Raw genomic sequence first — 24,701 nt, 5'->3', positions numbered from 1 at the left:
GCCGGCGGGCCGACGCCGCTCGCCCGGTCAGCTGTTGTCGCGAATCGCGGCGGTGAGCAGCTGTGCTTCGTGCTGGTGACCGACGGCGTTGGCGTGCAACGGTTGTGCGGGCGAGCTCGGGAATATGCCTTCGACCCAACGGATTTCTTCCGGGGCACAGGCGTCATGGCCGACGCTCGCCGGGTAGACGTCGACGAAGATTGCGTCATGGGCGGCGGCCCGTGCGGCCAGTACCGCGTTGACAGCCTCGATGCCGACGAAGATTTGGTCGGCTTGCGCGGGGAGCAAGGGCACCGCGGGGAAGCAGCCGCCCGCGCGGATCCGCTGAATCTTGCCCATCACGAAGATCTCGGCCCGCGGTGCGCGACCGCGGATATCGTCCAGCAGTGCGGATATTTTCGGCGCGAGGGCGGTGGCGGTCCAGCCGTCGTCGGCGTAGTCGTTGACGCCGAAATCGACCGACACGATCGTCACGTCCTCGGTCACCGCGTCGATCTGCGGACTGTTCGAGCCACCGAACGGAACAGGCTGTGCCACATACATGTTCGCGATTTTCGCGCCAGAACACGCCGGGTCACGCAACGTCAGCCCGAGCGCTTCGGCGGCCAGGTGCGCATAGTTGTGGTCGGAACGAAAGCAGCCGAGCGGGTCGAGCTGAACGGCGATGAAAGGCCCCGCCGCGCTGGACTCCCCGACGGACACATAAACGCCGGACGATTCCCCGGCCGCGGTAGGTGAAGCACCCACCGCCAGCACCGTCAGCACGCAGACCACCCGGTACACCAGCCTGCCGACCACCAGGTTGCCTCCGCGTCGAGTCGAGTCACCTACCTGAGCAACCGCACAACTTCAGACTGCGCCGCCAACCCTGCGACGAGGGGTGATCTGCGCAAACCCTAGCGGGACCGCTCGCCGCTGCTCCGCGACGACACGCAGACGAACGATTTCGACGCGGCACGTGCAAAGACGGCTCCAGGTATTCGAGCGTGCAGATGGCTCAGGCTCGCACCTCCGGCGGATATGACCGGAAGTACGAGCCTGTGCTGTGCATTGATTCGCGGGGACTCAGCCGAGCAGGCGCCAGTCCTCCAGCCCGTCGTACAGCGGAACGCTCTGGGCGAGCTTGGTCACCCGGCCGCGCAAGGTCTCGACATCGGAGGTACCGGCGAGCGCGGTGCCGATGATGTCGGCGACCTCGGTGAACTCGGTGTCGCCGAAGCCACGGGTGGCCAGCGCGGCGGTGCCGATGCGCAGGCCGGAGGTGACCATCGGCGGGCGCGGGTCGAACGGAACGGCGTTGCGGTTCACCGTGATGCCGATTTCGTGCAGCAGATCCTCGCCCTGCTGGCCGTCGAGCTCGGAGTTGCGCAGGTCGACGAGCACCAGATGCACGTCGGTGCCGCCGGTGAGCACGCTGACGCCCTTGTTCTTGACGTCGTCGGCGGTGAGCCGCTCCGCCAGGATCTTGGCGCCGGACAGGGTGCGCTCCTGGCGCTCCTTGAACTCACTGCCCGCGGCGATCTTGAAGGCAACGGCCTTGGCGGCGATGGCGTGCATGAGCGGCCCGCCCTGCTGGCCGGGGAAGACCGCGCTGTTCAGCTTCTTGGCGAACTCCTGCTTGGCCAGGATCACGCCGGAGCGCGGACCGCCGAGGGTCTTGTGCACGGTGGAGGACACCACGTCGGCGTGCGGCACCGGCGAGGGATGCAGGCCGGCCGCGACCAGACCGGCGAAGTGCGCCATGTCCACCCACAGGTAGGCACCCACCTCGTCGGCGATCGAGCGGAACGCGGCGAAGTCCTGCTGGCGCGGGTAGGCCGACCAGCCTGCCACGATCACCTTCGGCCGGGCGTCGAGCGCGGTCTTGCGCACCTCGTCCATGTCGATGCGGTGGTCTTCTTTGCTGACGCCGTAGAAGTGCGTCTCGTACAGCTTGCCGGAGAAGTTCAGCCGCATGCCGTGGGTCAGGTGCCCGCCGTGCGCGAGGTCGAGGCCGAGCAGCCGGTCGCCGGGGTTCATCAGCGCCATCAGCACGGCGGCGTTCGCCTGCGCGCCGGAATGCGGCTGCACATTGGCGAATTCGGCGCCGAAGAGTTCCTTGACGCGGTCGCGGGCGAGGGTCTCGACGACGTCGACGTGCTCGCAACCGCCGTAGTAGCGCCGACCGGGGTAACCCTCGGCGTACTTGTTGGTGAGCACGCTGCCCTGCGCCTGCAGCACCGCGCGCGGCACGAAATTCTCCGAGGCGATCATCTCGAGCGTGTCTCGTTCGCGGGCGAGTTCACCCGCCATCGCGGCGGCGAGCTCCGGATCGAGCTCACCGAGAGACTGAGTATTGACCGAGGCCGTCGTCTGCGTCACGGCCTCAGTCTATTGGCCGCCGCTGTGCTGTTCGGCACGGGGTTCGCCCGATGTCGCGACCGCGCCATCGCCTTCGGCCGGGGCCGGGAGGTAGTGGTCGAGCAGAACCGAGAGGTGCTTTTGCGCGTCGGTCAGCGGCTGGGTCGACTTCACCGCGCGCGACTGCACGATGGCGCCCTCCATCGCGCTGATCACGAAACTGGCGAAGGACTTCGCTTCCGCGTCAGGTATGCCCGCGGCGGCGAAGCCTGCCCCGAGTTTGTCGTGCCAGTCGGCGAAGGCCGCGCCTGCCGCGGCTTGGATGTCGGGCTCGGATTCGGCGAGCGCCGCGCCGACGATCGGGCAGCCGGCGCGGTACGCGCTGGCCTGCAACGTGGTGACCCACCAGCCGATCAGCGACTCCAGCCACCGATCGGGCGACCGGGACGCGGTGATCTTCTCGATCACGGTCGTGAGGCGAGCACCGGCGATGGTGGTCGCGGTGGCGACCAGCTCGCTCTTTCCGGACGGAAAGTGCTGGTAGAGCGAGTTGCGTGAGGCCTTGCTCCGGTCGAGCAGCGCGGTCAGGCCCGCCGCGTGCACGCCCTGTACACGCACCAGTTCGATGGCGCTCTCGATCAGCCGCGCGCGTGGGCCGGTCATGCCAGCTCCCTCCGGTACCTGCTTGCGTGAACCGATCGGTTCATGCTCCAATCATGACAGATGTGGACCGATCGGTTCACCGAAAGGACGAATCAATGTCGGAAACCACGCTTGATCTGGCGCAACTGTCCGGTCTGGAGCTGCTCCGGACCGCGATGACGATGGAGGGGCGGCCGCCGTTCATCGGCGACCTGCTCGGCATGGAGGTGGACCTGCTCGAGCAGGGCAAGGTGGTGTTCGCGCTGCGCACCCGTCCCGACTTCGCCAACCCGCTCGGCACCACGCACGGCGGCATCTGTGCCACCCTGCTGGACTCGGTGATGGGCTGCGCGGTGCACTCGACGCTCGAGGCGGGCGTCGGTTACTCCACGCTGGAGCTGAAGATCAACTACATCCGCGCCGTGCCCACCGACGGCCAGCGGCTCACCGCCACCGGCACCACCATCCACGTCGGCCGCACCACCGCGACGGCGGAGGGCCGGGTCGTCGACGAGCAGGGCCGCCTGGTCGCGCACGCCACCACCACCTGCGTCATCTTCCGTGGAAACCGTTGAGACACAAGGAGTACCGCCATGCGTGAACGCAGCACCAGCGCCGCCGTTCGCAAGTTCCGGCGCGAACGCCTCGTCGGCCGCTATCTGGCGAACCCCGCGGTGGGCCTGCTCGACCGCCTCGGCATCCGCTCCGCGCTGCTCGCGGAGTTGGAGACCACCGGTGCGAAAACCGGTCAGCCGCGCCGCGTTCCGGTCACCGTCTCGATAGACGAGCAGGGCGCCTGGCTCATCTCGCAGCACGGCCGCCGCTCCGGCTGGGCCCGCAATATCGTCGCGGATCCGAAAGTTCGACTGCGCCAAGGCAAACGCTGGTACACCGGCACCGCCGCCTTCGTCCCCGACGACGACGTGGTCGCCCGCGCCCGTAGTTTCGCCAAGGGCCGCGTGCCCGAGTCCGCCGCGGAATGGACCATGAAAGCGCTGGAAAGCGACCCGATCTCGGTGCGCATCACCTTTGCCGACGCCTGAAGCAACGCTGCCACTCCGTCGGCAATGCTTCTCCCGACACCGGATTCCGGGGCACACGGAGCCGTAACAGGCGCCCGAACCCGACCGGTTTACCTCGTGAGGTTGTCCATCTCAACATCACGAGGTTGTTTATATGCTCAGTCTGATCGCGGTTCCCACCAACCCGCTCGAAGGCCTGCTCCGTCAGCTCGCCTTCATCATGTGTTCCATCTCCTCCGGCACCAACTGCGCGGTCATCCAGTAAGACCGTCGCGGTACGCGCCGAAGATTCGCCCCCGTTGCCACTGCCCGGCAGCGGGGGCGAATCCGTTCCGGATCAGCCGCGGCGCACCGCGCCCGGTGTCAGTGGTTCGTCGAGCAGGCGACGGAAGCGATCGGCGCGCTCGTCCGCGTCGATGGCGCGGTCGAGCCAGTCGCCGAGCAGTCGGTAGCCCTCCACATAGGTGGAGATGTAGGCGCGCCAGAGCGGCGAGGACAGGAAACGCAACGACTGGCGGGCGCGGATCGGGGTGACCAGGCTCCAGGTCTGCAGGAACTCGGCGACCTCGTCCTCGCTGCGGTGTCGATCGTGCAGCAGCAGGGCCGCATCCTGCCGGACGCTGATCAACCCGGCCGCCGCGGTCGAAAGTCGCTCCGCGCGTTCACCATCGAAGCGCAGGCCGAGGTCTGCGTAGATCTCCTGGGCCCACTTGCCCCAGCCGGGACCGACGATGGAATGCAGGGCCAGGTCGGCCAGGCCCTCGGCCATCAGGCACTGGGGCGTGTTCACCAGGAACAGGGTCTGCTCGGCCTGGCCTGCGGCGACGAGCCCGGCCTCCTTGCGGCAGTGCTCGGTGTGGTGCCCCGGATACGACTCGTGCGCGATCAGGGTCGGTAGATGGGTCATGTGCTGCTTGAGGTCGGAGTTGATCGCGACGCGGGAGTGGAAGTTGCCGAGGTAGTAGTTGAAACCGGACCAGGGCTTGTCGCCGACCACCTCGTAGGTGACGTGTTCGTGGTCGGGCAGTGGATAGCGCTCGCGGACCAGTTCACGCAGCGCGCTGGAGAAGGCTTCGACGCAGGCGGGCAGCCGCTCCGGCGGGATCTCGTCGGCTTTGCGGTGCGCTGCCATCCGTTCGGCCAGCGAGCCGTCCCCGGCCAGCACCTCGTCCATCTGCCGGTGCGCGTCCCGGTAGTCCTCGACGTCGCCCGGCGCGATGTCCACGTCGAAGTAGGCGCGGACCTCGTCCACGAAACCGATGTCGTCCCCCGCGAACTTGCGGCCGGAGCATTCCAGCGCGCGCAGGTGCACGTCGAGGAATTCGGTGCGCTCCGCGCTCAGCCCGGCCTCGGGCAACTCGGCGCGTAGCTCGGCGGCCCGGCGGGCCAGCTGCCTCGGCTCCGGCGCGGGGGCGTTCTGCACGTCACGACGCAGCGCCGGATCGCCGGTGTACGCGTCGACGAATCCGTCCTCGAGCCGGTCGAAGGCCAAGCCGAGCCGCAGGTACTCGGTCACCAGTGGATGCGCTGCCATCCGCCCGACATTAGTCGCTCAGCGGGCGCCCGCGCGCGGCATAATCGCGTGCGGCCGCCCCGTCCTCGCCCGGGTGAAAGCCGTCGGCATCGTCCCGGATAGGCCCTTATCGGTACCCCGCTTTTCGCACGCTGTTGAGGCAGAGCAGAATTCGGTTATGCGGCGAGAGTTAGACCGAATCACACGGAGCCGGCACGGTATGTGTACGCGTTTGCCGAACTGGAGCGTCGGGTAAGTGGGACGAATGAGCGAGCCCAGTCCGTATGTGGAATTCGACCGGAAACAGTGGCGCACACTGCGAAAGTCGACTCCCCTGGTGCTCACCGAGGAAGAACTGCGGGGCCTGCGCGGTCTCGGCGAACAGATCGACCTCGAAGAAGTAGCGGAGGTCTATCTGCCGCTCGCTCGACTCATCCATCTCCAGGTCGCCGCGCGCCAGCGGCTCTTCGCCGCGACCGCGACCTTCCTCGGCGAGACCCACCCCGATCAGCAGGTGCCGTTCGTGATCGGTGTCGCGGGCAGCGTCGCGGTCGGCAAGTCCACCACCGCCCGCGTGCTGCAGGCGCTGCTGGCCCGCTGGGACCACCATCCGCGCGTCGATCTGGTCACCACCGACGGATTCCTCTATCCCACCGCCGAACTCACCCGTCGCGGCATCATGCACCGCAAGGGGTTCCCGGAGAGCTACGACCGCCGCAAGCTGCTGCGATTCGTCACCGAGGTGAAATCCGGCGCGGCCGAGGTGTGCGCGCCGGTGTATTCGCACATCTCCTACGACATCGTGCCCGGCAAGTTCCACTGCGTGCACCAACCCGACATTCTCATCGTCGAGGGCTTGAACGTGCTGCAGACCGGGCCGCGGCTGATGGTCTCGGATCTGTTCGACTTCTCCATCTACGTCGACGCCCGCATCGAGGACATCGAGAACTGGTACGTGCAACGGTTTCTCGCGCTGCGCAAGACCGCGTTCGCTGACCCGAACGCGCATTTCCACCACTACGCCGCCTTCACCGACGACCAGGCGACCGGCGCGGCCCAGGAGATCTGGAACAACACCAACCGCCCGAATCTGGTGGAGAACATTCTGCCGACCCGGCCGCGCGCCACCCTGGTCTTACGCAAGGACGCCGACCACAGCATCAATAGACTGCGCCTGCGTAAATTGTGATCCCGCTTACAATTTCCAGGCTTCGTCGAGGCGTTTCGCCACATTGATATCGCGGGCCGCGGCAATGTGCGGTTTGTCGATCTCCTTGGCGATATAGCGGGCAATGAATCGCCGGATCTCCTGGTCGACGCTGGCGAGGATGCGCAGCAGTTGCCCGCGAATGGTGTCGGTGGCGACATTGATCCGCACGTCGCTGGAGCGCGGAGTAGCGATGTCGATGACCACGCGCAGCGGTTCGGCGGCGCGCACGATCAGCTGCAAATGGATGTGGCCGTCCACCTCGAAGCGGTGCTTGTCCAGCGCGAGGTCGATGAGCATGTCGACGCTCAACGGGATCTTCAGCGCGAAGGAGATCACCTCGTCGAGATCGCGGCGCACCTGGGCCTGACCGAGCTGCACCTGCGCGCTCGCCTTGGCCAGCCGGCCTGGGCCGACCCCGATCGGGCCGAAATCGAAGGCGGCGCCGGTCAACTGGTCGAAGGCCCCGAGGATGCGCTGTTCGGTGGCGGCGTATTCGAGGAACCGCCTGCCGAACTCCTCGTAGCTGATGTAGGGCACCGGCTCGTTCGACTTGGCGGGTGCCTGTTGTCCGCCGGAGCGGCTGTCGAGCTCACTCATGACGCGCCCCGTGATGTTTCGAGGCGGGCGTCAGATCCCGAAGCGGCGGTGCCGTGCCGCGAAGTCGCGCAGTGCCCGCAGGAAGTCCACACGCCGGAATTCCGGCCAGTATGCCTCGGTGAACCATATCTCCGAGTATGCGCTCTGCCACAGCAGGAATCCGGAGAGTCGCTGTTCTCCGGAGGTGCGGATGACCAGGTCCGGGTCCGGTTGACCGGAGGTGTAGAGGTGCTGGCCGATGGCGTTCACGGTGATCGACTGCACGAGATCCTCGCCGGTCTCCCCCGCGGCGATCTCCTGGCGGACGAGCGAGCGCACCGCGTCGGTGATCTCCTGCCTGCCGCCGTAGCCGATGGCCACGTTCACGTGCACCCCGTCGCGGCCCTCGGTGCGTTCGGCGGCGGTGCGCATGCGCTTCGCGATCAGCTCCGGGAACCCGTCGAGCGAGCCGACGATCCGCACGCTCCAATTCTCTTCCGGCGCCGAGAGTTCCTCGACCACGTCGGTGATCACCTCGAACAGCGTCTCCAGCTCGTCGGGGTCGCGCTGCAGGTTCTCGGTGGAGAGCAGGTAGACGGTGACCATCTCGATGCCCTCGGCCTGACACCAGCCGACCAGCTCGGCGATCTTCACGGCGCCGACCCGATGTCCGTGGCTCACATCGGTGAATCCGTTTTCCCGGGCCCACCGCCGATTACCATCACACATCACCGCGACGTGTCGGGGATGTTGTTTGCCGGCCAGCTGCTTCATGAGCCGGGCTTCGTAGATGCGATACGGCAAACCCCGCACCTGAACCGGAAGCTCCACGCGGCCACCCTACGCCCCACCGGCACGATCCCGGCAGCGACCGGATGCTCCCGGTACAGTGACGAAGAGCCGAAACCTACGGTTCCGTAGGTTACCGGTGAGTTCAACCAGGAGGTAACTCGTGTCCGAATCGGTCGGTGCGGCAGACACCGGAGTGACCGAAGGATCGGGGTCAGCCGCCGAGTCGGCGCCCGACGCGCTGCTCAAACCCAGGATGCGTGGCTGGATCCACACCTGGGCGGTCGGCATCGCGGCGATCGCCGCGATCGTGCTGGTCGCCAGGGCCGCCACCCTCTCCGCGACGGCAGGCTGGTCCACCGCCATCTACGGGCTGACGGTATGCGGGCTGTTCGGCATCAGTGCCATCTATCACCGGGTGACCTGGCCGACACCGCAGGCCCGGATCCGGATGAAGCGCGCGGATCACTCGATGATCTTCCTGTTCATCGCGGGCAGCTACACACCGTTCGCACTGCTCGGTCTGCCCGGCCGCACCGGACAGACGCTGCTCCTAGTGGTATGGGCAGGCGCGCTGGCGGGTGTCGCCTTGAAACTGTTGTGGCCCACCGCCCCCGTCTGGGTCGGCGTGCCGCTCTACCTGCTGCTCGGCTGGGCGATCGTGCCGGTCGCCGGGCAGCTGAACACCCAGATCGGCATCGCGCCGCTGATCCTGCTGCTGGTCGGCGGGCTGCTCTACAGCGGTGGCGCGATCCTCTACGCCACGAAGTGGCCCAACCCGTGGCCGACCGTTTTCGGTCATCACGAGTTCTTCCATGCCGCGACCGTGCTCGCTGCGCTCACCCACTATGTGGCGGTCTGGCTCGTCGTCCTCCGGTGACCAGCACCAACGGCTAAGCTGCTCGATCGTGTTCCTAGTCACTGCCGTTCGCAGCGTCGCGCTGCCCGGACGGGCCGTCGTGCGCGTGCGAACGCCATGATCGCCCGGCTGGTCATCTGGGCCCTCAAAGCCCGCGCGGGGCTGGCGGCGGTGGTGATCACCGCCAATCTCAGCGGTCTGGCCGTCATCATCACCGAGCTGTGGCTCAGCGGCTCGCTCAGCAGGCTCGGCCCCGACTGGATCCGCTCCACCGCGCTGGTGGGTATCTATCCCTCGATCGGCTTCGTGGCCGGGGTCGCGCTCGCCATCCGGGACCGCTCCTCGCATTTCGGCTGGCTCGATCAAGGGCGGAAACCGACCGAGGAGGAGGCGCGGCAGCTGCTCCGGCTGCCGATCACCATCACCGCACGCGCGTTCGTGGTATGGATCACCGGTGTCATCGTCGCCACGGTGATGCTGATGCGGCTGACGCCGGACAACGATCCCGCGGTGATGGCGGCCCTGTTCACCTTCGGCGGGTTCGAATCGGTAGGGATCACGTTCCTCATCGTCGATCGGCTGATCCGGCCGACCATTCCGATCGTGGCTGCGGTGCTCGGACCCACCATGCACTGGAGTTCGTCGGTGCTGGTCCGGGTGGTGGTGAGCTGGGCGGTCGCGGCGGCATTGCCGCTGCTGATGCTGATCGTGGTGCTGGCCAATCCGGTGGCCGACCCGTCCGACCGGGTGCGCACCGCCATCTACCTCTCGGTGGTCGGCCTCGGGGTCGGCGCGCTGGCCACCGCCTTCCTGGCCCGTGCGGTGGCCACGCCGATGCGCACCTTGCGCCGGGCGCTGGACCGCATCACCCGGGGCGACCTCGATGTGCGCGTCCCGGTGGGCAGCACCAGCGAGATCGGGCGGCTGGAGAACTCGGTCAACGAGCTGGTCGCCAATCTGCGTGAGCGCCAACGGATGCGGGACCTTTTCGGCAGGCACGTCGGCACCGAGGTGGCCGAGCGCGCGCTGGCCGGCGGGGTGGATCTGACCGGTGACGTGCGGGTGGTGACCGCGCTGTTCGTCGACGTGACCGGCTCGGTCGAACTGTCCACCGGGTTGCCGCCCGAGGAGTTCGTCGCCAAGCTCAATCGGTTGCTCGCGACCGTTGTGACGGCGACAGAGGAGAACAACGGGCTGGTCAACAAGTTCGAGGGTGATGCCGCGCTGTGTATCTTCGGCGCACCGATCGCCCTGCGGGACAACGCGACTCCTGCTTTGCGCGCGGCTCGACGGATCCGGGACGAGGTGGTCGCGGCCGGTGAACTCGATATCGGCATCGGTGTCGCGCACGGTCGGGTGTTCGCGGGCGATGTCGGCACCGACACTCGGTTGGAGTACACCGTTATCGGTGATGCGGTCAACGAGGCGGCCAGGCTCACCACCGAGGCCAAAGAGGTGCCACACCGAATTCTGGTGAGCGGCGCGGTCATCGAGGCCGCTGCGGAGCACGAGCGCACGAAATGGACGCTCTACGAGACGATCCTGCTGCGCGGCATGAAGAAGCCGACCGCATGCTGGACCGATCTGGACCACCCGGCCGCCGCCGTACCGGGGGCCGACATGGCACCGTCCGGGACCGCCGACCCGACGATCGAGCGCAGCGCGGTCGTCGAGGTTCGTACCGCCGCAACGGAAACCGACTGACGCCGCGCCGCTACGGCCGTGCCAAGGCTTCCTGCAGCTCGGCGACGGTGGATACCGGCAAGTCACAGACCGAGCCGCGGCAGACGTAGGCGGCAGGCTCGCCGTGCACCAGCGGTCGGTCGGCCAGCAGGGGAACCGAGTTCGGCGGGGCGGCAATGACTATCGTGCCGCCAGGTGCCGCGGCACGAGCGGCGGCGAGCAGTGCACTGGACTCGCCCGGAGCTTCGGCGGCGATGGCGACCTGAAGGGGACCGCGGAGCGCGGCCTCGGCGACCGTGAGCCACTGGCCCGCCGACCGCGGCGCGCGTGCCAGGACGACGGCGCCGCGCTGCAGGGTTTGTTCGGCCAGCGCGAAGTACGGGACGGCTCGGTCCGCCTCGCTGACCGCGGCCGCGGTGAGCAGCGCCTCGGCGAGCGAGGACGCACCGGCGGGGGTGGCACCGTCGATGGGATCACGGGGACGGGTGACCAGGATTTCGGCATCGTCGGCGGTATCGAACCAGCTGCCCGGGATGTTCGGGTCGGCGAAGTGCTGGATTGCCGTGTCCAGCAACCGTTGTGCCTCATCGAGCCAATCGAGTTCGCCGGTGGCCTGATGCAGGGCCAGCAGACCGGTGACGAGCCATGCGTAGTCCTCCAGCACGCCGGGCGACGCACCCGCGACACCGTTGAGCGAGGCGCGGCGCACCCGGCCGTCGACCACGTGCTCGGACAACAGGAATCGGGCGCAGCGGACTGCGGCGGACACCCAGTCAGCCGCGCCGAGTGCGGCTCCCGCTTCCGCCAATGCCGTTATGGCCATTCCGTTCCAGGCGGTGACCACCTTGTCGTCGCGGTCCGGTTGCGGACGGCTGTCACGCGCCTTGCACAGCGCGGCGCGGACTTGCTCGAGCCGATCGGTATCGGCAGGCGCGGGATCGGTGTATCGGGTGAGCACCGAGGTGCCCTGCTCGAAGTTTCCCGCGGTGCTCACGCCGAAAAACTCTGCGGCCCAGGCACCGTCGATCGGCCCGAGTTCGCCGACCAGCTCGGCTGGTGTCCAGACGTAGGTCGCCCCCTCCACACCGGGCTGGCCGGGTTCGAGGTGGGTGTCCGCGTCGAGGGCAGAGGCAAAGCCGCCGTGCTCGGTCCCCAGGTCATCGAGCAGGAACTGCACGGTTTCCCGAGTGACCCGGCGCGCCAACGACCCCGGCTCGTCAACCGGCGCGCGCCGAGCCAAATGCCCATAGGCACGCAGCAATTGGGCATTGTCGTACAACATCTTCTCGAAATGCGGTATCACCCAGGCCGGATCGACAGAGTAACGCGCGAAACCCCCGCGCAACTGGTCGTAGATCCCACCCCGCGCCATAGCATCGGCCGTCCGAGTCACCGCCGCGAGAACAGCCGGATCACGGGTCCGTTCCCAACTGCGCAGCAAACCCTCCAGCAACGCCGACGGCGGAAACTTCGGCGCCCCACCGAATCCCGCATGCTCGGGATCCTCATCCCGCAGCACCGCCGCCACCGCATGATCGAGCAGCTCCGCACTGAGCGTGAGATCCGAGTCCGGCAACCCCCCGGCCTGCGCCCGCAGCGCCTCGGTCACCTGCGCCGACGCCTTGTGCACCTCATCGCGCCGCTGCTGCCAAGTCTCGGTGATCGCGGTGAGCAACTGCGTGAACGACGGCATCCCACCCCGCGGCAACTTCGGGTAATACGTACCGCAGTAGAACGGCTCCCCCTTCGGCGTGAGGAAGCACGTCATCGGCCAGCCCCCCTGCCCCGTCATCGCCACGGTCGCATTCATGTACACCGCGTCCAGATCAGGCCGTTCCTCCCGATCCACCTTCACACACACGAAGTTCGCATTCATCAACTCCGCAGTAGCGACATCCTCGAACGACTCGTGCGCCATCACATGACACCAGTGACAGCTCGCGTACCCCACCGACAACAAAATCGGCACATCGCGCTCCCGCGCCTCCCCCAGCGCCGCCGCATCCCACTCTTGCCAATGCACCGGATTGTCCGCATGCTGCCGCAGGTACGGAGAGGTCGCGTTCCCGAGCCGATTCATGACTCCACCGTGCCACAGCGCCCCGGCGTCGGCGCGGCAAGACTCTCCATACTGCCATTTTGCACCCGTTACAGGCGAGCGTCTCGCTCGGGCGTCGGGATCGTCAGCAGCCGAAGGAACTCCACCGTCACTGTCGTTCACATCCGGATGCCATGTGGCACGGCGCATTCGAACGCTGCATAGAATGCAGCCGGTACCTCCTGCGGTGGGGAACACTCTCCAGTCTGATGCGCCTTTCGGAACAGGGGTTTCTCAATTTTACCGACGAGCTTTAATGCACTGGTACAAACTCAGATGAGTGTATCGACGCGGAAATTTACTCGGAGGTGAGGACTCCTGGATTGTCTTCATTCCCCCTTGGCGGGTTGGCGGCCAAATACTCTTCCAATGAGGTCTTATACATCGGAAAATCTGGCAGTTTAGACCACGAAGTCGTCTCACCCACCTGGGCCGCTATGAGTCTTCCGAGATGCTCAGCGGCCGCCCTGTAGACCCGCGCGCAAGTAATCGCCCCATGAAGGACGAGTGAGTGTTTGCCATCTTTCATAGGCTTCAGGACCGCTGAAGCGGGTGTCGCGTTCGCTTTCACCGGGCCGGGCCACACCTCACTCTGCCAGCCACTGGCGAGCCCGTGAGCCAAGCAGTGCCGCACCTGCATCCAGCCTCCAGCAGTGTGTCGGGCTTGAGGCCAGCCGACCCGCGCGGGCTCCCACAGCCGGGTGCCGACTTCGGGTGGATCCCAGACGTCAACCGAGAAGTCGTCTCCGATCATTGGTGCTAGGATTGGAAACTCTTTCTTGACTAGAGCTTCAAATTGCTCAACGTCGGGGTTACTAAAGTTCACCTTCTTGACTATTTGCCCGAAGCTTCGCCCTTGCAGGTGGAAAGCTGTCGCGGAAAAGTCCTCCACAAACCCTTCGAATGCCGAGATCACGCCGAGCACGATCGCCGGTGCCAGGGCAGCGGCATTACCCGCCCCACCAGCCTTCCTGGGATGTAGGGCGAGTAGCCGCGACGGTACGATTAGCGCACGCGCGTATCGATTCACACTGTCCTGCAAGCAAGGCGCGAGCACCGCCGTAGTCACTAGGCTCCTTGTTGTCTAAGAGTATACGAGTTGCTAAAGTAAATATACGAGCTCCCGCCGCTCGCGGCACGTGCTCGTCCATGTGAAACAGCCGCTAACACGGTCAGCTGCCCTGCCCTCTCCGGATACGTTTGATCCCGCCCTCCGGCGGATACTGGTCGATCACCAATGACGCACCATTTTGGCAGAATCTACTAGCGATCGACGCCCGACGCCACCTTCCGCTCGTATCATGCCCACGAAATGTCTACCCGCCCAGCGGTATTCGGCTTCACGGGAGCTGGATACTGCCTACGCGCGCTGGGATACGGTCCTGGCTTCGGGTACATGATCACATACCCCGGCAGTGCCGTGATCCGCCACTTGGGATCCGCTTTGTTGATGGCGATACCCACGGCGGCGAAGAGCTCATCTGCCGTCGGATCGTCGTGGTCAACTCGGACCTCAACCTGTCTGTGGAAACTCGCTGACTCATAGCGGAACAGATAGGGCAGAACGGCTTTGATCTGCTTTAGCAGCAGATCAGCTCTGTATACGTTAGCCCTGAGGCCCTTGCATACGTGAGCCAAATCCGCAGGATGAAGGGAGTCGAAATGGTTCGACTCGAAGAGCGTTTCATCTCTATTCCTCCCTGGATCATTACTTCCGAATCCATTAAAGTTCCATTGAGCAAGCCCTTGATCCTTCTGGCGTTGAATCAACAGACGCTCAGGCGCGACCGCGTGCAAATCCTCATCGACATAGAGACATGTAAAGGTCATAGGCCCCAGGGCCAGCCGTGCCGTCAGCTTTACATAGTGTTTAGTCAGCCGCTGGGGTAGAGATTTATCAGCTTTACCTACGTATACGAGACAGCCACCTTCGTAAAGCTGGTAGACACCCGGACGGGCCTCTAATTTCCCGATTCTAGTCATATCGAGGGGTGCTGGCGTCAATCTTCGTAGCCCGTCCGCCAGCTGGTCCCCCAGCGCCCTCATGATGCTGAGCCTGAATTCACCACTCTCCGACACCCGACTTGCGCCCTCCCATACGTGATTGCCTTCTCGACCGATGAGCGTACCCGGCGGCTCAAGGATGGAGGACTCATCCGAGACGCTAACGCATCGGGAAACGGGCGGCGCCGCCTATCCGGACCACAGATCCGCAGAACGCGATCGACTCGCCGTGTCGCACGTGCGTTCGAGCATGCCCCGCGGTATGGTTCCCGCATGCCTGAGCAGCAAAGTGAAGCCACCCCCCTACGTACGAGTGTGGAGCTTTTTGCTGGTGGGGGCGGGCTGGCGATGGGGGTCCATCGAGCCGGTTTCCGCCCACTGCTGTTCAACGAGTTCAACAGTCGGGCGTGCGAGACTCTGGAACGCAGCGATCCGAAGACCTTGGGTATGGATGGCATCGAGCGCATTCACGATGCCCGCCCCATGGGCTCGGTCGAACGCGTCCGCCCTGTCCCCCCGGAACCAGGCCAGCCGGCGCCACTATATCCCGGAGATGTCCAGGATCTCGACATGTCCGCCCTGTGCGGCAAAGTCGCGGTGCTTGCCGGTGGCCCGCCCTGCCAGCCGTTCAGCGCCGGGGGGGTCGCCAAGGGTGACGAGGACAAACGAAATATGTTTCCCGCGATGTTCGAGGCAGTCCGTCAAATTAGACCGAAGGCGGTGATCTGCGAGAACGTCCGGGGACTACTTCGGCCGTCGTTCGCCGAATATTTCGAGTACATACAGAATGAGCTCAGGCTTCCCTTTGAGCAGAGGGATCCCGAGGACCGGTGGCAGGACCACAATAGTAGGCTGACCAAAATCCTTCGACAGCCCAATATTGCCGACGACGAAGACTCGGAACACTACAAGGTCGTGAAGGTTGCGGTAAATGCTGCCGAATACGGCGTCCCTCAAGTCCGTAACCGCGTCGTTCTGGTGGCCTTCCGAGCGGATCTCCGCGTCGACGTTCACGCTTTTGAGAAATATGTAGGCACCCCTCAGTACTCAGAGGCGGCGTTGTTCCGTTCGATGCGTAAAGATGACGGACCCTACTGGCAGCGCCACGAGGTTCCCCTACATGTGCGCCGAAAAGTACAGGACCGTATACCAAAAATCATCAAGGATGATGACCTCAAGCCGTTCCGCACGTTGCGAGATGCGATTCAAGGTTTTGGCACAGATTCAAAGATACCCCTTCCCGCCCTGCCACCAGTCGACTTGAGCCGACTCCATGAGAAGTTCAATTTTGGAGAGTCGAAGGGGATATCTGATCATATCGGATGGCCAGGTGCGCGAATCTATAAAGGGCACACCCCGAATGAATTGGATCGTCCCGCTAAGACCGTGAAAGCAGGCGTGCACGGCGTGCCTGGAGGTGAGTCGGTAATGCTTCTGGACGAACGAGAGAAGGACGGCCAGAGCTACAAGCATCGGTACATGACAGTTCGTGAGACAGCGCGAGTGATGACGTTTCCTGACGACTGGCGTGGATCTGGACCTCGGGGTGAACAGATGCGACAACTCGGCAATGCCGTGCCAGTCGCCCTGGGGGAGTTTTTCGCTCGAGCCGTGGCGGACGCACTCGCATCTGTGGGACATTAAGCACATGCGGACCAGCCCGCGCGATACGGGACGTTGGAAGGACCGGCTACCGCCGGAACAAGCTTACAAAAGGCGCATCGATGCGGCGGTCCCGGCGATTGAGCAGGATCGGGCGGCTGGCGGGCGGCAACGTCGCACGATAGTTCTCGGCAACGGACGTTTAGCGCGCGCTTCAGTTAGTCTCCGACTCTACCGAAGGACACGTCGCGTCCGCGCATATCTCAGATGGTCTCAGGGCGGGAGGACTATCGAGCGATACATCTGTGAAGTCGAGCATGAGACTCGCGGCAAAAACCTCGCGGCCGCCTGGCGTCGTGCGAGGGAACGAGGTCTTCTGACCGAGGCACCGCTTCCGCCGGATTCGACCGCCTCATCTAAGGCAGTCCGAGCCTCTATGCAGGGAAACCGAAGTAAGAACACAACCCCTGAACTGGCTCTTCGGCGCCTGCTACACCAGCGCGGCCTGCGCTACAGGGTTGACTCTCGACCGATACCAGAATTCCGACGGCGGGCAGATCTTGTGTTCCACAGTGACCGAGTCGCGGTGTTCGTCGACGGGTGCTTCTGGCATGGATGCCCAGACCACTACCGGTCCGCTACGAGAAACGAGCAGTTCTGGCGGGAAAAAATCGTCGGCAATCAGGCACGCGACCACGAAACCACCGGTCGATTGATCGAGGCAGGCTGGGCAGTCGTACGAGTCTGGGAACACGAAGATGTCGGGAAAGCAGCTAATCTCATTGAACAACTCCTTCAAGAGCGGCGCGCAGCGCAAACGCGGCAGCAAGCGGCACATACGCCCAATGTGCCCGCCCTCCGCAACCAGACAAGGCAAGAAGGCGACTCGGTCTACTGAAAGATGTTGTGCGGACGAGTTTTAGCCTCGAGACATCATCTGGCACCAGTGAGACGACGCATACCCCACCGACAACAAAATCGGCACATCGCGCTCCCGCGCCTCCCCCAGCGCCGCCGCATCCCACTCTTGCCAATGCACCGGATTGTCCGCATGCTGCCGCAGGTACGGAGAGGTCGCGTTCCCGAGCCGATTCATGACTCCACCGTCTCACAATCACGATGCACAGGTCGGTAGGTGGTAGATCCGCCGGGGATGCGCGGCACTGCGGCCGATCGTCCCGTCAGGTGACCGGGTCCAGATCGGCCGAGAACAGGTCCGGATTGTAGGTCTCGGTCAGGTGCAGCCGAGGTCGGCCGTCGATACCGACGAGGTAGGTCTTGCCCGCGGCGGCCCGGAACTCGGCGGCGAGGGGCCACGGATGGTGACCGGTGGTCAGAACTTGTCGATACTGTTCGACACCGGCCGACAGCAGGGTCCGGCCGAGTGGCGTGTGCCGGTCGTCGCCGAGAGCGGAAAGCGGACTATCGAGTGCCGCAGCGATGATTGCCCGGTTGCAGGAGACCGGGCGCTGGTCAGGCGTCATCAGGATCGAGTGCCGCACCAGTACTCTGTGCTGCCCCTGCAGCTGCAGGGCCCGACCGACCTCCGGCGGCAATTCGCCTGCGCTCTGCAGGTATTGGTCGTGGACCACGACGGTGACCGAGGTGCGCAGGGCGGCCTCCAGCAGGAGTGTGGTGGTGCCGTTGTTCGCCAGCAGAGCACGGGTACACGGGTCGGCGAAATCCGTGACAGGAATAGCGCTCGCCGGCGACAACGGGGTTGGAATCTTCATGACACGACTCCTCGGAGCAGCAGATCGGTAGAGACTGCCAGGAATGCCGGCATCACGAGGACCGTAGGGAATTCGATCCACCCATCCCCCGCCGGGGCACCACTGCCGAGCAGCAACAGCGAACGGCTACTGGCGGCAACCCGGATCAGACGATGGCCCAACGGTTTACCTCCGCTGGGCCCCCTGTCCGCGCTCAGTAGCGGGCGCGCGTGTTCGGTGCCGGGGTCAGGGCAGTGAGGTGAGTAGGGCGGCGCCCATGCGCTGTACGTCGGCGCAGGAGTCGAAGGCGTCGGTTTGGATCTTGGTGGTGCGTACTGCGAGTTCGGTGCTGCCGAAGGGGGCGGGGGTGCCGACGTTGCAGGTTCGTTTGTGGGTGTCTTGGACTGAGCGGTAGAGGACTACCTGGCGGCCGTAGTATTCGGTTTGGCGGAGGTCTTGGAATGTTCCGGGTTCGAGTAGGTCGTCGATGGTGCGGTCGGAGGTGCCGATCACCAATTCGAAGGATCGGTCGATGGCTTGCCACTGGCACATTTGCCACGTTGGGTGATTGGGGTGGGTCAGCCGCTTCTTAGTGGAAGTGTCCAGTGCGGCGGCGGAGATCTTGGATTCCGGGAGTGAGCAGGGGTCCCAGAGTGCGCCTGCCACAGGCTGTTCGACCTTGGGTGGGCTCTCGGGTGCAGCGGTCGCCGCAGGTGCGGGTGCAGGCGCTTGTGCAGGTGCGGGTGCCTGGCCGGGCGCAGGTGCAGGAGCAGGTGCGCCGGCGTCCCCCGGAACCGGCGCGGGCACCGCGGGGGCGCTTGTCGCCGAGGCGGTCGCGCCGGGCTTCGGCGCAGTATCCGCGGAGTTGGCATCACAGCCGGCGAGCAGCATGGCCGCCCCACAGGCCAGTGCCGCGACACTGCGGGCGGTATTCCTTGTGAACATCTCGAAGTTCCTCACTGCCAAGGGATTTCCCCACCGATTGGCTGTTCTCGCCACTGCATCCGCAGCGCGTGCTTCTGATATCGGTAGAACGACCAGTTTGTTAACCCATCTAAGGAAATGCAGTCACACTGTTCGGTCGCCACCGCAAGCGCGCCAGAACCGCGCACCGCCGGGCGCGAAAGTCCTGTGCAGCAAGGGTTCAGAGGCTCAGGGCAGATCGCGGAGCAGGCAGTAGTCGCGCTCGTAGATTCGAGGTGCTGCCAGCCGGAGCACCGCGTCACGGACCACCGGGGCCATGCTCCTGGTGCTGTCGCGCCGCCGCGCCCGCGCCTGTACCCACCGGGTACGCGGGAGACGCCGCAGCCGATAGCGCGCCAGCATGTGCTCGACTTCGCCGGGGCCACCGAGGGATTCGGCCAGGACCAGCGCGTCCTCCACCGACATCGCCACGCCCTGAGCCATATTGGGCGAGCTCGCGTGCGCGGCGTCACCGATGAGGATGATTCGCCGGGTCCGCCAGGTCGAGTCGATGACCTCCTCGATGGCGGAGAAGTGGGCGTCCGGGATCGTGAGCAAATCTCGAACTTCCCTGTCGAAATGGGAAAAGTGTTCGGCCAGTGCCGTTCCCGCCGGTGCGACGGCAGCCGGTTCGGACATGGACAGATCGGCGTAGCAGTACAGCCGATCCTTGCCGACCGGAACGGCGAGGAAGGTCGCGCCCCGCCCGAGCCAAACGGTCCAGTCATCGATACCCGAGGCATTGCTGGTGACGTACCGCCAACAGACCTGCCCCGCGTAGCGGGCTTCGGCATGCGGACGCACCGTGCGCCGCAGCTCGGAGTGCACCCCGTCGGCACCGACCACGACGTCATAGCGGCCACTTGTCCCATCACTGAACGCCACCTCCACGCCGTCATCGGATTCGGTGATCGTGCGCACGGTGACACCGGTCCGGATGGGCAGCCGCAGCTTGTCCGCCAGCGCCGACCGCAACCGGTCATAGGTGATACCCACGGGCTGCCCGACGCCTCGCCACAGGGCGGCCATGTCGATGTCGGCGAGCGTGCGACCCCGGTGGTCCCGCAGGCGCTGTGTGCGGATCGGCACACCGTCCCGCAGCGCATCCCCGAGTCCGAGCTCGGCCAGCGCCCGAACTGCATTGCCCGGCAAGAAGAGCCCCGCCCCGACCGGGCTGTGCGTCCGCCGCTCGATGATGTCCACCGACAGCCCGCGCCGATCCAGCGCGCCTGCGGCGGCCATCCCGGCGACACCGGCCCCGACGACAAGAACGTGCAGCGGATTCGGCATGTGATCTCCTCGTGGTGGGTTGTCCGGCCCACCCGAGCCGGTACGGCACCCACCTTCCGCCCCGGCAGAGCCCATGTGCCAGACCAGAAACTGCTCACTTCACCAGCCGTGCACCTCAGGCGTGAAGGTCTCCAGGTGATCAACTGTGACGAACTTGCTTGCCGGGCCGGCCGCAGCGACCGCTTTGCGCAGCGCCTCGAGCCCACCCCAGTCGCGCGCCGGTTCGGCGAGCGGATAGTCGAAATCATCCCAGTGCGTGGGCAACACGTAGCGCGGTCCGCCGGTCACCTGGAGTAGCCGCGCGACGTAGTCGACGATCTTGCCGCCACCCGCAGGCAACAACAGCACGTCCGGGCGCAGACCCGCCAGCTCGGATTCGATGTAGTTGGAGCCACCCAGGTTCAGCACGCTCACCTCGCCACCGCTCACCTCGTAAGCCAGCGTGCCACCCTCGACCAGATCCCGAATCACCTTGGGCTCCGGCAGCTTTTTCGCACCGAGGCCCGTCCGGGTACCGGCGAACGCCACCGCGGCCCTGGCACCGGAGGCCGAGTGCAGCGAGCGCAGCACGCGAATGGTGTACCCGTCGAAGCGCAGGTGCTCACCGCCGGTGGCGATGGCGAGCTGATCCTCGGGTGCGCCGAGCGCGGCCATCAGATTCAGATGGGTCTCGGTGCCGAGCACCGTCGCACCGGTCTTCTTCGCCAGGTACGGCACATCGGTGAGATGGTCGTAGTGACCGTGCGTCACCAGAATGTGGTCGGCCCGTAGTTCACCGCTGTCCACGTAGCGGTCGATCAGCGCCGTATCGACGGTGATCGGAGTATTCGGATCGGCACCCGCGGCGGTATAGGTTCCGGTATGAAACCTGGTCAGCCAGGGGTCGATCAAAACCGTCTTGCCACCGGGCAACCGAATTTCCCAGCCGTTGTTGCCCCACCAGCGCAGGGTCATTCCACTCGGCGCCGGAGCGCCGGAGACCGCCGCCGGGCTCGCGGATTCCGTTCCGCCACAGGCGACTACACCCGCGAGCACCGAGGCGCCCGCCGTCATACCGAAGAATTCTCGCCGTCCGAAACCTGTCATGCGGGCACAAGAACACAGGACCGTCGCCGCTGTCCAAGACCGACGGGTCTGCTCGGCGATATCGAAAACGATATCGTCGCAGCGTGGACATGCTGCGTCAGCTGCGGTACTTCGTTGCCGTCGCCGAAGAATTACATTTCGGCCGGGCCGCCGAACGCCTCGGCATCGCTCAGCCGCCGCTGAGCCAACGCATCCGCAAACTGGAGAACGATCTGGGCGCGCGGCTGTTCGACCGGGACAGCCGCCGGGTCGAGCTCACCGAGGCGGGCCAGATCCTGCTCGCCGAGTCCCGCGACCTACTCGCCCGCTGGGAGCGCACGACCTCGCTGGTCGGCAAGGCGCATCGCGGCGAGATGGACGCGCTACGGGTCGGCGTGCCGCCGGAACTGGCGGGACGGGTACTCGCCGCGATCCTCACCGCGTTCGAAAGTCGCGAGGTGCGCGTGGATCTGCAGGAGCTGACCACGGCCGAACAGGTCCGCCTGCTCGCCGACCGCCAGCTCGACGCGGGTCTGCTGCAACACCCGGTGGATGTGGTCGGCCTGGAACTGGGTCCCGCTGTCGACACACCCGTCGGGGTCGTGCTGCCGCGCGATTCGCCGCTGGCTGTGCGTGCTTCGCTCACCCTCGCCGATCTGGCCGGACTCGGACTGGTGATCTTCCCGCGCGCGGCCGCACCCGGTCTCTACGACGCGACACTGCGCACCTGCTGGGAGCACGGCTTCCGGCCCACCCGGGTGCAGCACGCCCGTAACCCCGAATTCGTGCTCGGCATGGTGCTTTCCGGCCGCGGCGTCGCCTTCGACCAAGGCCTGGTGGCACAGAAGGAGCCGAGGGTCGTCTGGCGGCCGCTACCGGCGGGCACGATGCAGTGGCGGCTCTCGCTCGCCTGGCCCGCGCACGCGCCGCACCCCTTGGTAACCGAGCTCGCGGAGCTGATCGTGCGAGTTGTCCAGGGCGACGGCGCCTCTCGGCCCGCCGCCGTTCAGGACGTGGCGCAGCGGCCGTGGAACGTGGTGTACGGCAGGCCGTGAACAATGCGGTCGACCGCGTGCGCGGCTGCGGCGCCGATCGCGCGATCCACCTCGGGCAGCCGCTGGGCGAGCGTGCCTGCCCTGGTGAAAACCGCGACGGCATAACGACTTCCGTCGGGATATTCGAGCACACCGATCTCGTTGCGTACCCCGGGTAGCGTGCCGGTCTTGGCCCACACCCCCACCTCGGGCGGGAACGCAGCCGCGAGGCGATGCCAATTCAGCTGCTGGCGCATGAGATCGCGCACCCAGCGGCAGGCCTCGGCCGATCCCGCGCGATCCTCGCCGATCAGGGTGAGCAGCCGGGTCATCTCGCGCGGCGTGCTCGCGGTGGTCCGCTGCGGATCCAGCGCACGACTGCTCAGGATCTCCGACGCCGCGAGCGCCGGAAATCGCTCGGCGAACTCGGCCGCGTCCCGCGCGCCGATGTCGTCGACCATGCTCTGCACGATATGCCTCGGCGCACCGACGATCCGGGTCCCGGCGAGCCCGAGTTCGCGGACCAGCGAGCGCACATTGTCGATACCGACCCGCTCGAACAGCAGGTCGGCGGCGGTGTTGTCGCTCAGCGTGATGGCGAAGAAGGCGGCATCACGCAGGCTGAGGTCGACGTCGTCGTGGCAACCCGCCGTGCCGACCCCGCCGAGCCGGTCCAATGCCCCCGCACGCACCCGATCGGTCGGATCCAGCTGTCCCGCCGCCACCTGCCTGGCGAACTCCAGCACCAGCGGCACCTTCACCACCGACGCGAGCACCACCGGCTCGTCGGCGCCCGAGCCCACCTCCGCGCCGCAGTCGAAACACCGGGCGTGCACCCAGCCCTGCACGCCGACGTCGCGAAAGATCTCCTGCACGACAGCCCAAACTGCCATATCGGGCGCGACCGAACGCAACCGGTGCGGCGCTACCTCGCCAGGTCGCCGAAAAATAGGATGCGCCGGTCGAATTCGACCCGATACAGTTCGTAACGCGCCCGGTGCGCGGACAACGGTCGATTCGACCGAATCGACGGATTCGGTAGCTCGACCGGTAGCGCTACCTGCCGTCGGCTCGAATTCGCGTGGAGCCGATGGTGTCCGTTTCGCGAACCACCGGCGCGTAGGAACGCGCACGCACCCTATCCGGCTACGTTTCCGACGTGTGCCGAAATGCGGTGAGCGCGCAGGAAATCGGACCGAATACCCGCCATGAAGGAAAGGACGGAATTGCCATGCGCATTTTCACCTTCGCACGTCCGAACGACGACGCAGCGCGGAATATCGGTGCGGCGACGTCCTCGGTGCATGCCGAGCAACACGCACTCCACCGCAACCACGCAGGCAGGCTCGACTACCAGCAGGTCGCAGCCCGCGAGCTGTTGCTGCTGGCGGCCTCGACCGTGGTGCGGATCCGCTAGCGCGCTAGGGCGTCCGGGCCAGCACTTCCCGGCCGACATAGCCGAGCAGTCGACGATGCCCGGGCTCCCCGTCCGCGACGGGGATCTCGGCATCGAAGACGCCGGGACCGCGGAACTGGTCGATCCCACCCCGGCTCCGCATGGTGGCGAGAAGTTCGCCGCACAACTCGTCGTCCGCCAGATCGGGCCTGCCGATTGCCACCGCGAGATCGACGCCGTGCACCACCAGCTCGGTGAGGTGCACCAGGGCCGCCGCCGACGCGGGCAGCGCACCCAGCGAACTGTGCACCGTGTTGTCCAGCGCGTCGGGCCGATGCCAGGCCGCGCGGTCCACCTCCGCCGCCGCCGCGTAGGCGCCCTGCGGATCGCCGCCGAGCCAATCGGATTCGTGATCGGCCCCGGAATCCGTGCCGCTCAACGCGGCCGCGAAGACGTGCATGCCGCCCACCGTGTGGTTCAGCACGGTGCGCACATCCCACTCCCGGCAGGGCGTCGGCGCGGCCAAGGTGCTGTCGTCCAAGGCGGCGACGATCACGCTCGTCGCGTCGAGAGCACGGTCGATCTGTCCGATCACGTTGTCCATGAGCTTCCTTCGGTCGAGCGGTCTGGCTGAATTGGTAACACAGGCGGGCGACATACGGAGGCCGTTGCGAAAGCTGCTCGCGGCGAAATAGGTTGCCAGCAGTGTGCTTCTCGGTGGCCAGGGGATTAAGCGGATGCGCGATCCGAATACATCTCGGATACAGTCTGCAATGCGGCGAGAGCGCATGCAACGCTCGTCCCTCAACGTTTGAAAACTGTTGCGCAGACACCCTTGCGACCGTAGAGCGCGCTATGTAGTGGGCGTCCAGATGACAATCACTTCCGATTTCCGCCCCGGTC

Annotated in this window: 24 protein-coding genes and 1 pseudogene; 9 read left to right on the top strand and 16 right to left on the bottom strand. The window is 65.8% G+C overall.

Going from position 1 to position 24,701, the window contains the following annotated elements; translation table 11 throughout:
* Positions 1–27 precede the first annotated feature (27 nt).
* The 3 genes from NN4_RS20945 to NN4_RS20935 all read right to left on the bottom strand — a co-directional run bounded on the left by NN4_RS20945 (position 28) and on the right by NN4_RS20935 (position 3,003).
* Positions 28–798 carry an SGNH/GDSL hydrolase family protein gene (locus NN4_RS20945; RefSeq protein ID WP_186818539.1) on the bottom strand — a complete coding sequence of 257 codons (771 nt, stop codon included), beginning with the start codon at positions 796–798 and terminating at the stop codon, positions 28–30.
* Between the two features lie 267 nt (positions 799–1,065).
* On the bottom strand, positions 1,066–2,361 hold the full coding sequence (glyA, locus tag NN4_RS20940) for a serine hydroxymethyltransferase (RefSeq protein ID WP_147133938.1): 1,296 nt from the start codon (positions 2,359–2,361) through the stop codon (positions 1,066–1,068).
* Positions 2,362–2,370: 9 nt separating this feature from the next.
* Positions 2,371–3,003: a TetR/AcrR family transcriptional regulator gene (locus tag NN4_RS20935; protein ID WP_147133935.1), complete on the bottom strand. Its 633-nt coding sequence runs from the start codon at positions 3,001–3,003 to the stop codon at positions 2,371–2,373.
* Positions 3,004–3,098: 95 nt separating this feature from the next.
* Between NN4_RS20935 and NN4_RS20930 the strand changes: the two genes are divergently transcribed.
* Together NN4_RS20930 and NN4_RS20925 are read left to right on the top strand one after the other, a co-directional pair.
* Positions 3,099–3,557: a PaaI family thioesterase gene (locus NN4_RS20930; RefSeq protein ID WP_147133932.1), complete on the top strand. Its 459-nt coding sequence runs from the start codon at positions 3,099–3,101 to the stop codon at positions 3,555–3,557.
* Positions 3,558–3,575: 18 nt separating this feature from the next.
* Positions 3,576–4,025 carry a nitroreductase family deazaflavin-dependent oxidoreductase gene (locus NN4_RS20925; RefSeq protein WP_135233228.1) on the top strand — a complete coding sequence of 150 codons (450 nt, stop codon included), beginning with the start codon at positions 3,576–3,578 and terminating at the stop codon, positions 4,023–4,025.
* 316 nt (positions 4,026–4,341) lie between these two features.
* Here NN4_RS20925 and NN4_RS20920 read toward each other — a convergent pair whose 3' ends face one another.
* On the bottom strand, positions 4,342–5,538 hold the full coding sequence (locus NN4_RS20920; protein ID WP_147133929.1) for a DUF885 domain-containing protein: 1,197 nt from the start codon (positions 5,536–5,538) through the stop codon (positions 4,342–4,344).
* A 235-nt stretch (positions 5,539–5,773) separates the two neighbouring features.
* On the opposite strand from NN4_RS20920, the gene coaA reads away from it, so the two are divergent.
* The gene (gene coaA, locus NN4_RS20915) at positions 5,774–6,706 is read left to right on the top strand and encodes a type I pantothenate kinase (protein ID WP_107659191.1); all 933 of its coding nucleotides are present in this window, start codon (positions 5,774–5,776) and stop codon (positions 6,704–6,706) included.
* Positions 6,707–6,712: 6 nt separating this feature from the next.
* Here coaA and NN4_RS20910 read toward each other — a convergent pair whose 3' ends face one another.
* Both NN4_RS20910 and NN4_RS20905 read right to left on the bottom strand, forming a co-directional pair.
* Positions 6,713–7,324: a hypothetical protein gene (locus tag NN4_RS20910; RefSeq protein ID WP_147133912.1), complete on the bottom strand. Its 612-nt coding sequence runs from the start codon at positions 7,322–7,324 to the stop codon at positions 6,713–6,715.
* A 30-nt stretch (positions 7,325–7,354) separates the two neighbouring features.
* Positions 7,355–8,134, bottom strand: coding sequence for an isoprenyl transferase (locus NN4_RS20905; RefSeq protein WP_147133907.1), 780 nt, complete (start codon positions 8,132–8,134; stop codon positions 7,355–7,357).
* A 214-nt stretch (positions 8,135–8,348) separates the two neighbouring features.
* Between NN4_RS20905 and trhA the strand changes: the two genes are divergently transcribed.
* The gene (trhA, locus tag NN4_RS20900; RefSeq protein ID WP_147134020.1) at positions 8,349–8,972 is read left to right on the top strand and encodes a PAQR family membrane homeostasis protein TrhA; all 624 of its coding nucleotides are present in this window, start codon (positions 8,349–8,351) and stop codon (positions 8,970–8,972) included.
* 96 nt (positions 8,973–9,068) lie between these two features.
* Positions 9,069–10,655, top strand: a complete 1,587-nt coding sequence (locus tag NN4_RS20895) for an adenylate/guanylate cyclase domain-containing protein (RefSeq protein ID WP_147133904.1) — start codon at positions 9,069–9,071, stop codon at positions 10,653–10,655.
* A 10-nt stretch (positions 10,656–10,665) separates the two neighbouring features.
* On the opposite strand, the gene NN4_RS20890 is transcribed toward NN4_RS20895, so the two are convergent.
* From NN4_RS20890 to NN4_RS20880, 3 genes are all read right to left on the bottom strand, one after another.
* The gene (locus tag NN4_RS20890; RefSeq protein ID WP_147133901.1) at positions 10,666–12,714 is read right to left on the bottom strand and encodes a thioredoxin domain-containing protein; all 2,049 of its coding nucleotides are present in this window, start codon (positions 12,712–12,714) and stop codon (positions 10,666–10,668) included.
* Positions 12,715–13,030: 316 nt separating this feature from the next.
* Entirely contained in the window at positions 13,031–13,801 is a 771-nt protein-coding gene (locus tag NN4_RS20885) for a hypothetical protein (RefSeq protein ID WP_186818538.1), read from the bottom strand.
* Between the two features lie 230 nt (positions 13,802–14,031).
* Positions 14,032–14,778 (bottom strand): GIY-YIG nuclease family protein, encoded by a 747-nt coding sequence (locus tag NN4_RS20880; RefSeq protein WP_147133898.1) that lies wholly within the window; start codon positions 14,776–14,778, stop codon positions 14,032–14,034.
* Between the two features lie 231 nt (positions 14,779–15,009).
* Here NN4_RS20880 and NN4_RS20875 point away from each other — a divergent pair, with 231 nt between their 5' ends.
* Both NN4_RS20875 and NN4_RS46775 read left to right on the top strand, forming a co-directional pair.
* Positions 15,010–16,380, top strand: a complete 1,371-nt coding sequence (locus NN4_RS20875) for a DNA cytosine methyltransferase (protein ID WP_222595120.1) — start codon at positions 15,010–15,012, stop codon at positions 16,378–16,380.
* On the top strand, positions 16,307–17,236 hold the full coding sequence (locus tag NN4_RS46775) for a very short patch repair endonuclease (protein WP_308633331.1): 930 nt from the start codon (positions 16,307–16,309) through the stop codon (positions 17,234–17,236). Before NN4_RS20875 ends, NN4_RS46775 begins: the two co-directional genes overlap by 74 nt.
* Before the next feature lie 30 nt (positions 17,237–17,266).
* Here NN4_RS46775 and NN4_RS20865 read toward each other — a convergent pair.
* The 5 genes and pseudogenes from NN4_RS20865 to NN4_RS20845 all read right to left on the bottom strand — a co-directional run.
* A pseudogene (locus NN4_RS20865) lies at positions 17,267–17,434 on the bottom strand (DUF255 domain-containing protein); the annotation flags it as partial.
* Positions 17,435–17,519: 85 nt separating this feature from the next.
* Entirely contained in the window at positions 17,520–18,071 is a 552-nt protein-coding gene (locus NN4_RS20860) for a chorismate--pyruvate lyase family protein (RefSeq protein ID WP_147133892.1), read from the bottom strand.
* 225 nt (positions 18,072–18,296) lie between these two features.
* Positions 18,297–18,995 (bottom strand): DUF3558 family protein, encoded by a 699-nt coding sequence (locus tag NN4_RS20855; RefSeq protein WP_147133889.1) that lies wholly within the window; start codon positions 18,993–18,995, stop codon positions 18,297–18,299.
* A 207-nt stretch (positions 18,996–19,202) separates the two neighbouring features.
* Positions 19,203–20,303 (bottom strand): FAD-dependent monooxygenase, encoded by a 1,101-nt coding sequence (locus tag NN4_RS20850; protein WP_186818537.1) that lies wholly within the window; start codon positions 20,301–20,303, stop codon positions 19,203–19,205.
* 99 nt (positions 20,304–20,402) lie between these two features.
* Positions 20,403–21,389, bottom strand: coding sequence for an MBL fold metallo-hydrolase (locus NN4_RS20845; protein WP_246180984.1), 987 nt, complete (start codon positions 21,387–21,389; stop codon positions 20,403–20,405).
* 89 nt (positions 21,390–21,478) lie between these two features.
* Between NN4_RS20845 and NN4_RS20840 the strand changes: the two genes are divergently transcribed.
* Entirely contained in the window at positions 21,479–22,423 is a 945-nt protein-coding gene (locus tag NN4_RS20840) for a LysR family transcriptional regulator (protein WP_246180987.1), read from the top strand.
* On the opposite strand, the gene NN4_RS20835 is transcribed toward NN4_RS20840, so the two are convergent.
* Positions 22,375–23,295 (bottom strand): serine hydrolase, encoded by a 921-nt coding sequence (locus NN4_RS20835; protein ID WP_147133879.1) that lies wholly within the window; start codon positions 23,293–23,295, stop codon positions 22,375–22,377. The genes NN4_RS20840 and NN4_RS20835 overlap by 49 nt on opposite strands.
* Before the next feature lie 338 nt (positions 23,296–23,633).
* Between NN4_RS20835 and NN4_RS20830 the strand changes: the two genes are divergently transcribed.
* Entirely contained in the window at positions 23,634–23,819 is a 186-nt protein-coding gene (locus NN4_RS20830) for a hypothetical protein (RefSeq protein ID WP_147133876.1), read from the top strand.
* 4 nt (positions 23,820–23,823) lie between these two features.
* Here the strand turns inward: NN4_RS20830 and NN4_RS20825 are convergent, their stop codons facing one another.
* Positions 23,824–24,402 carry a TIGR03086 family metal-binding protein gene (locus tag NN4_RS20825; RefSeq protein WP_147133869.1) on the bottom strand — a complete coding sequence of 193 codons (579 nt, stop codon included), beginning with the start codon at positions 24,400–24,402 and terminating at the stop codon, positions 23,824–23,826.
* Positions 24,403–24,701 lie beyond the last annotated feature (299 nt).

Source organism: Nocardia ninae NBRC 108245, assembly GCF_007990755.1.
Taxonomy (GTDB): domain Bacteria; phylum Actinomycetota; class Actinomycetes; order Mycobacteriales; family Mycobacteriaceae; genus Nocardia; species Nocardia ninae.
The sequence above is the reverse complement of the archived record's forward strand: the minus strand, read 5'-3'. Positions and strand labels throughout refer to the sequence as shown.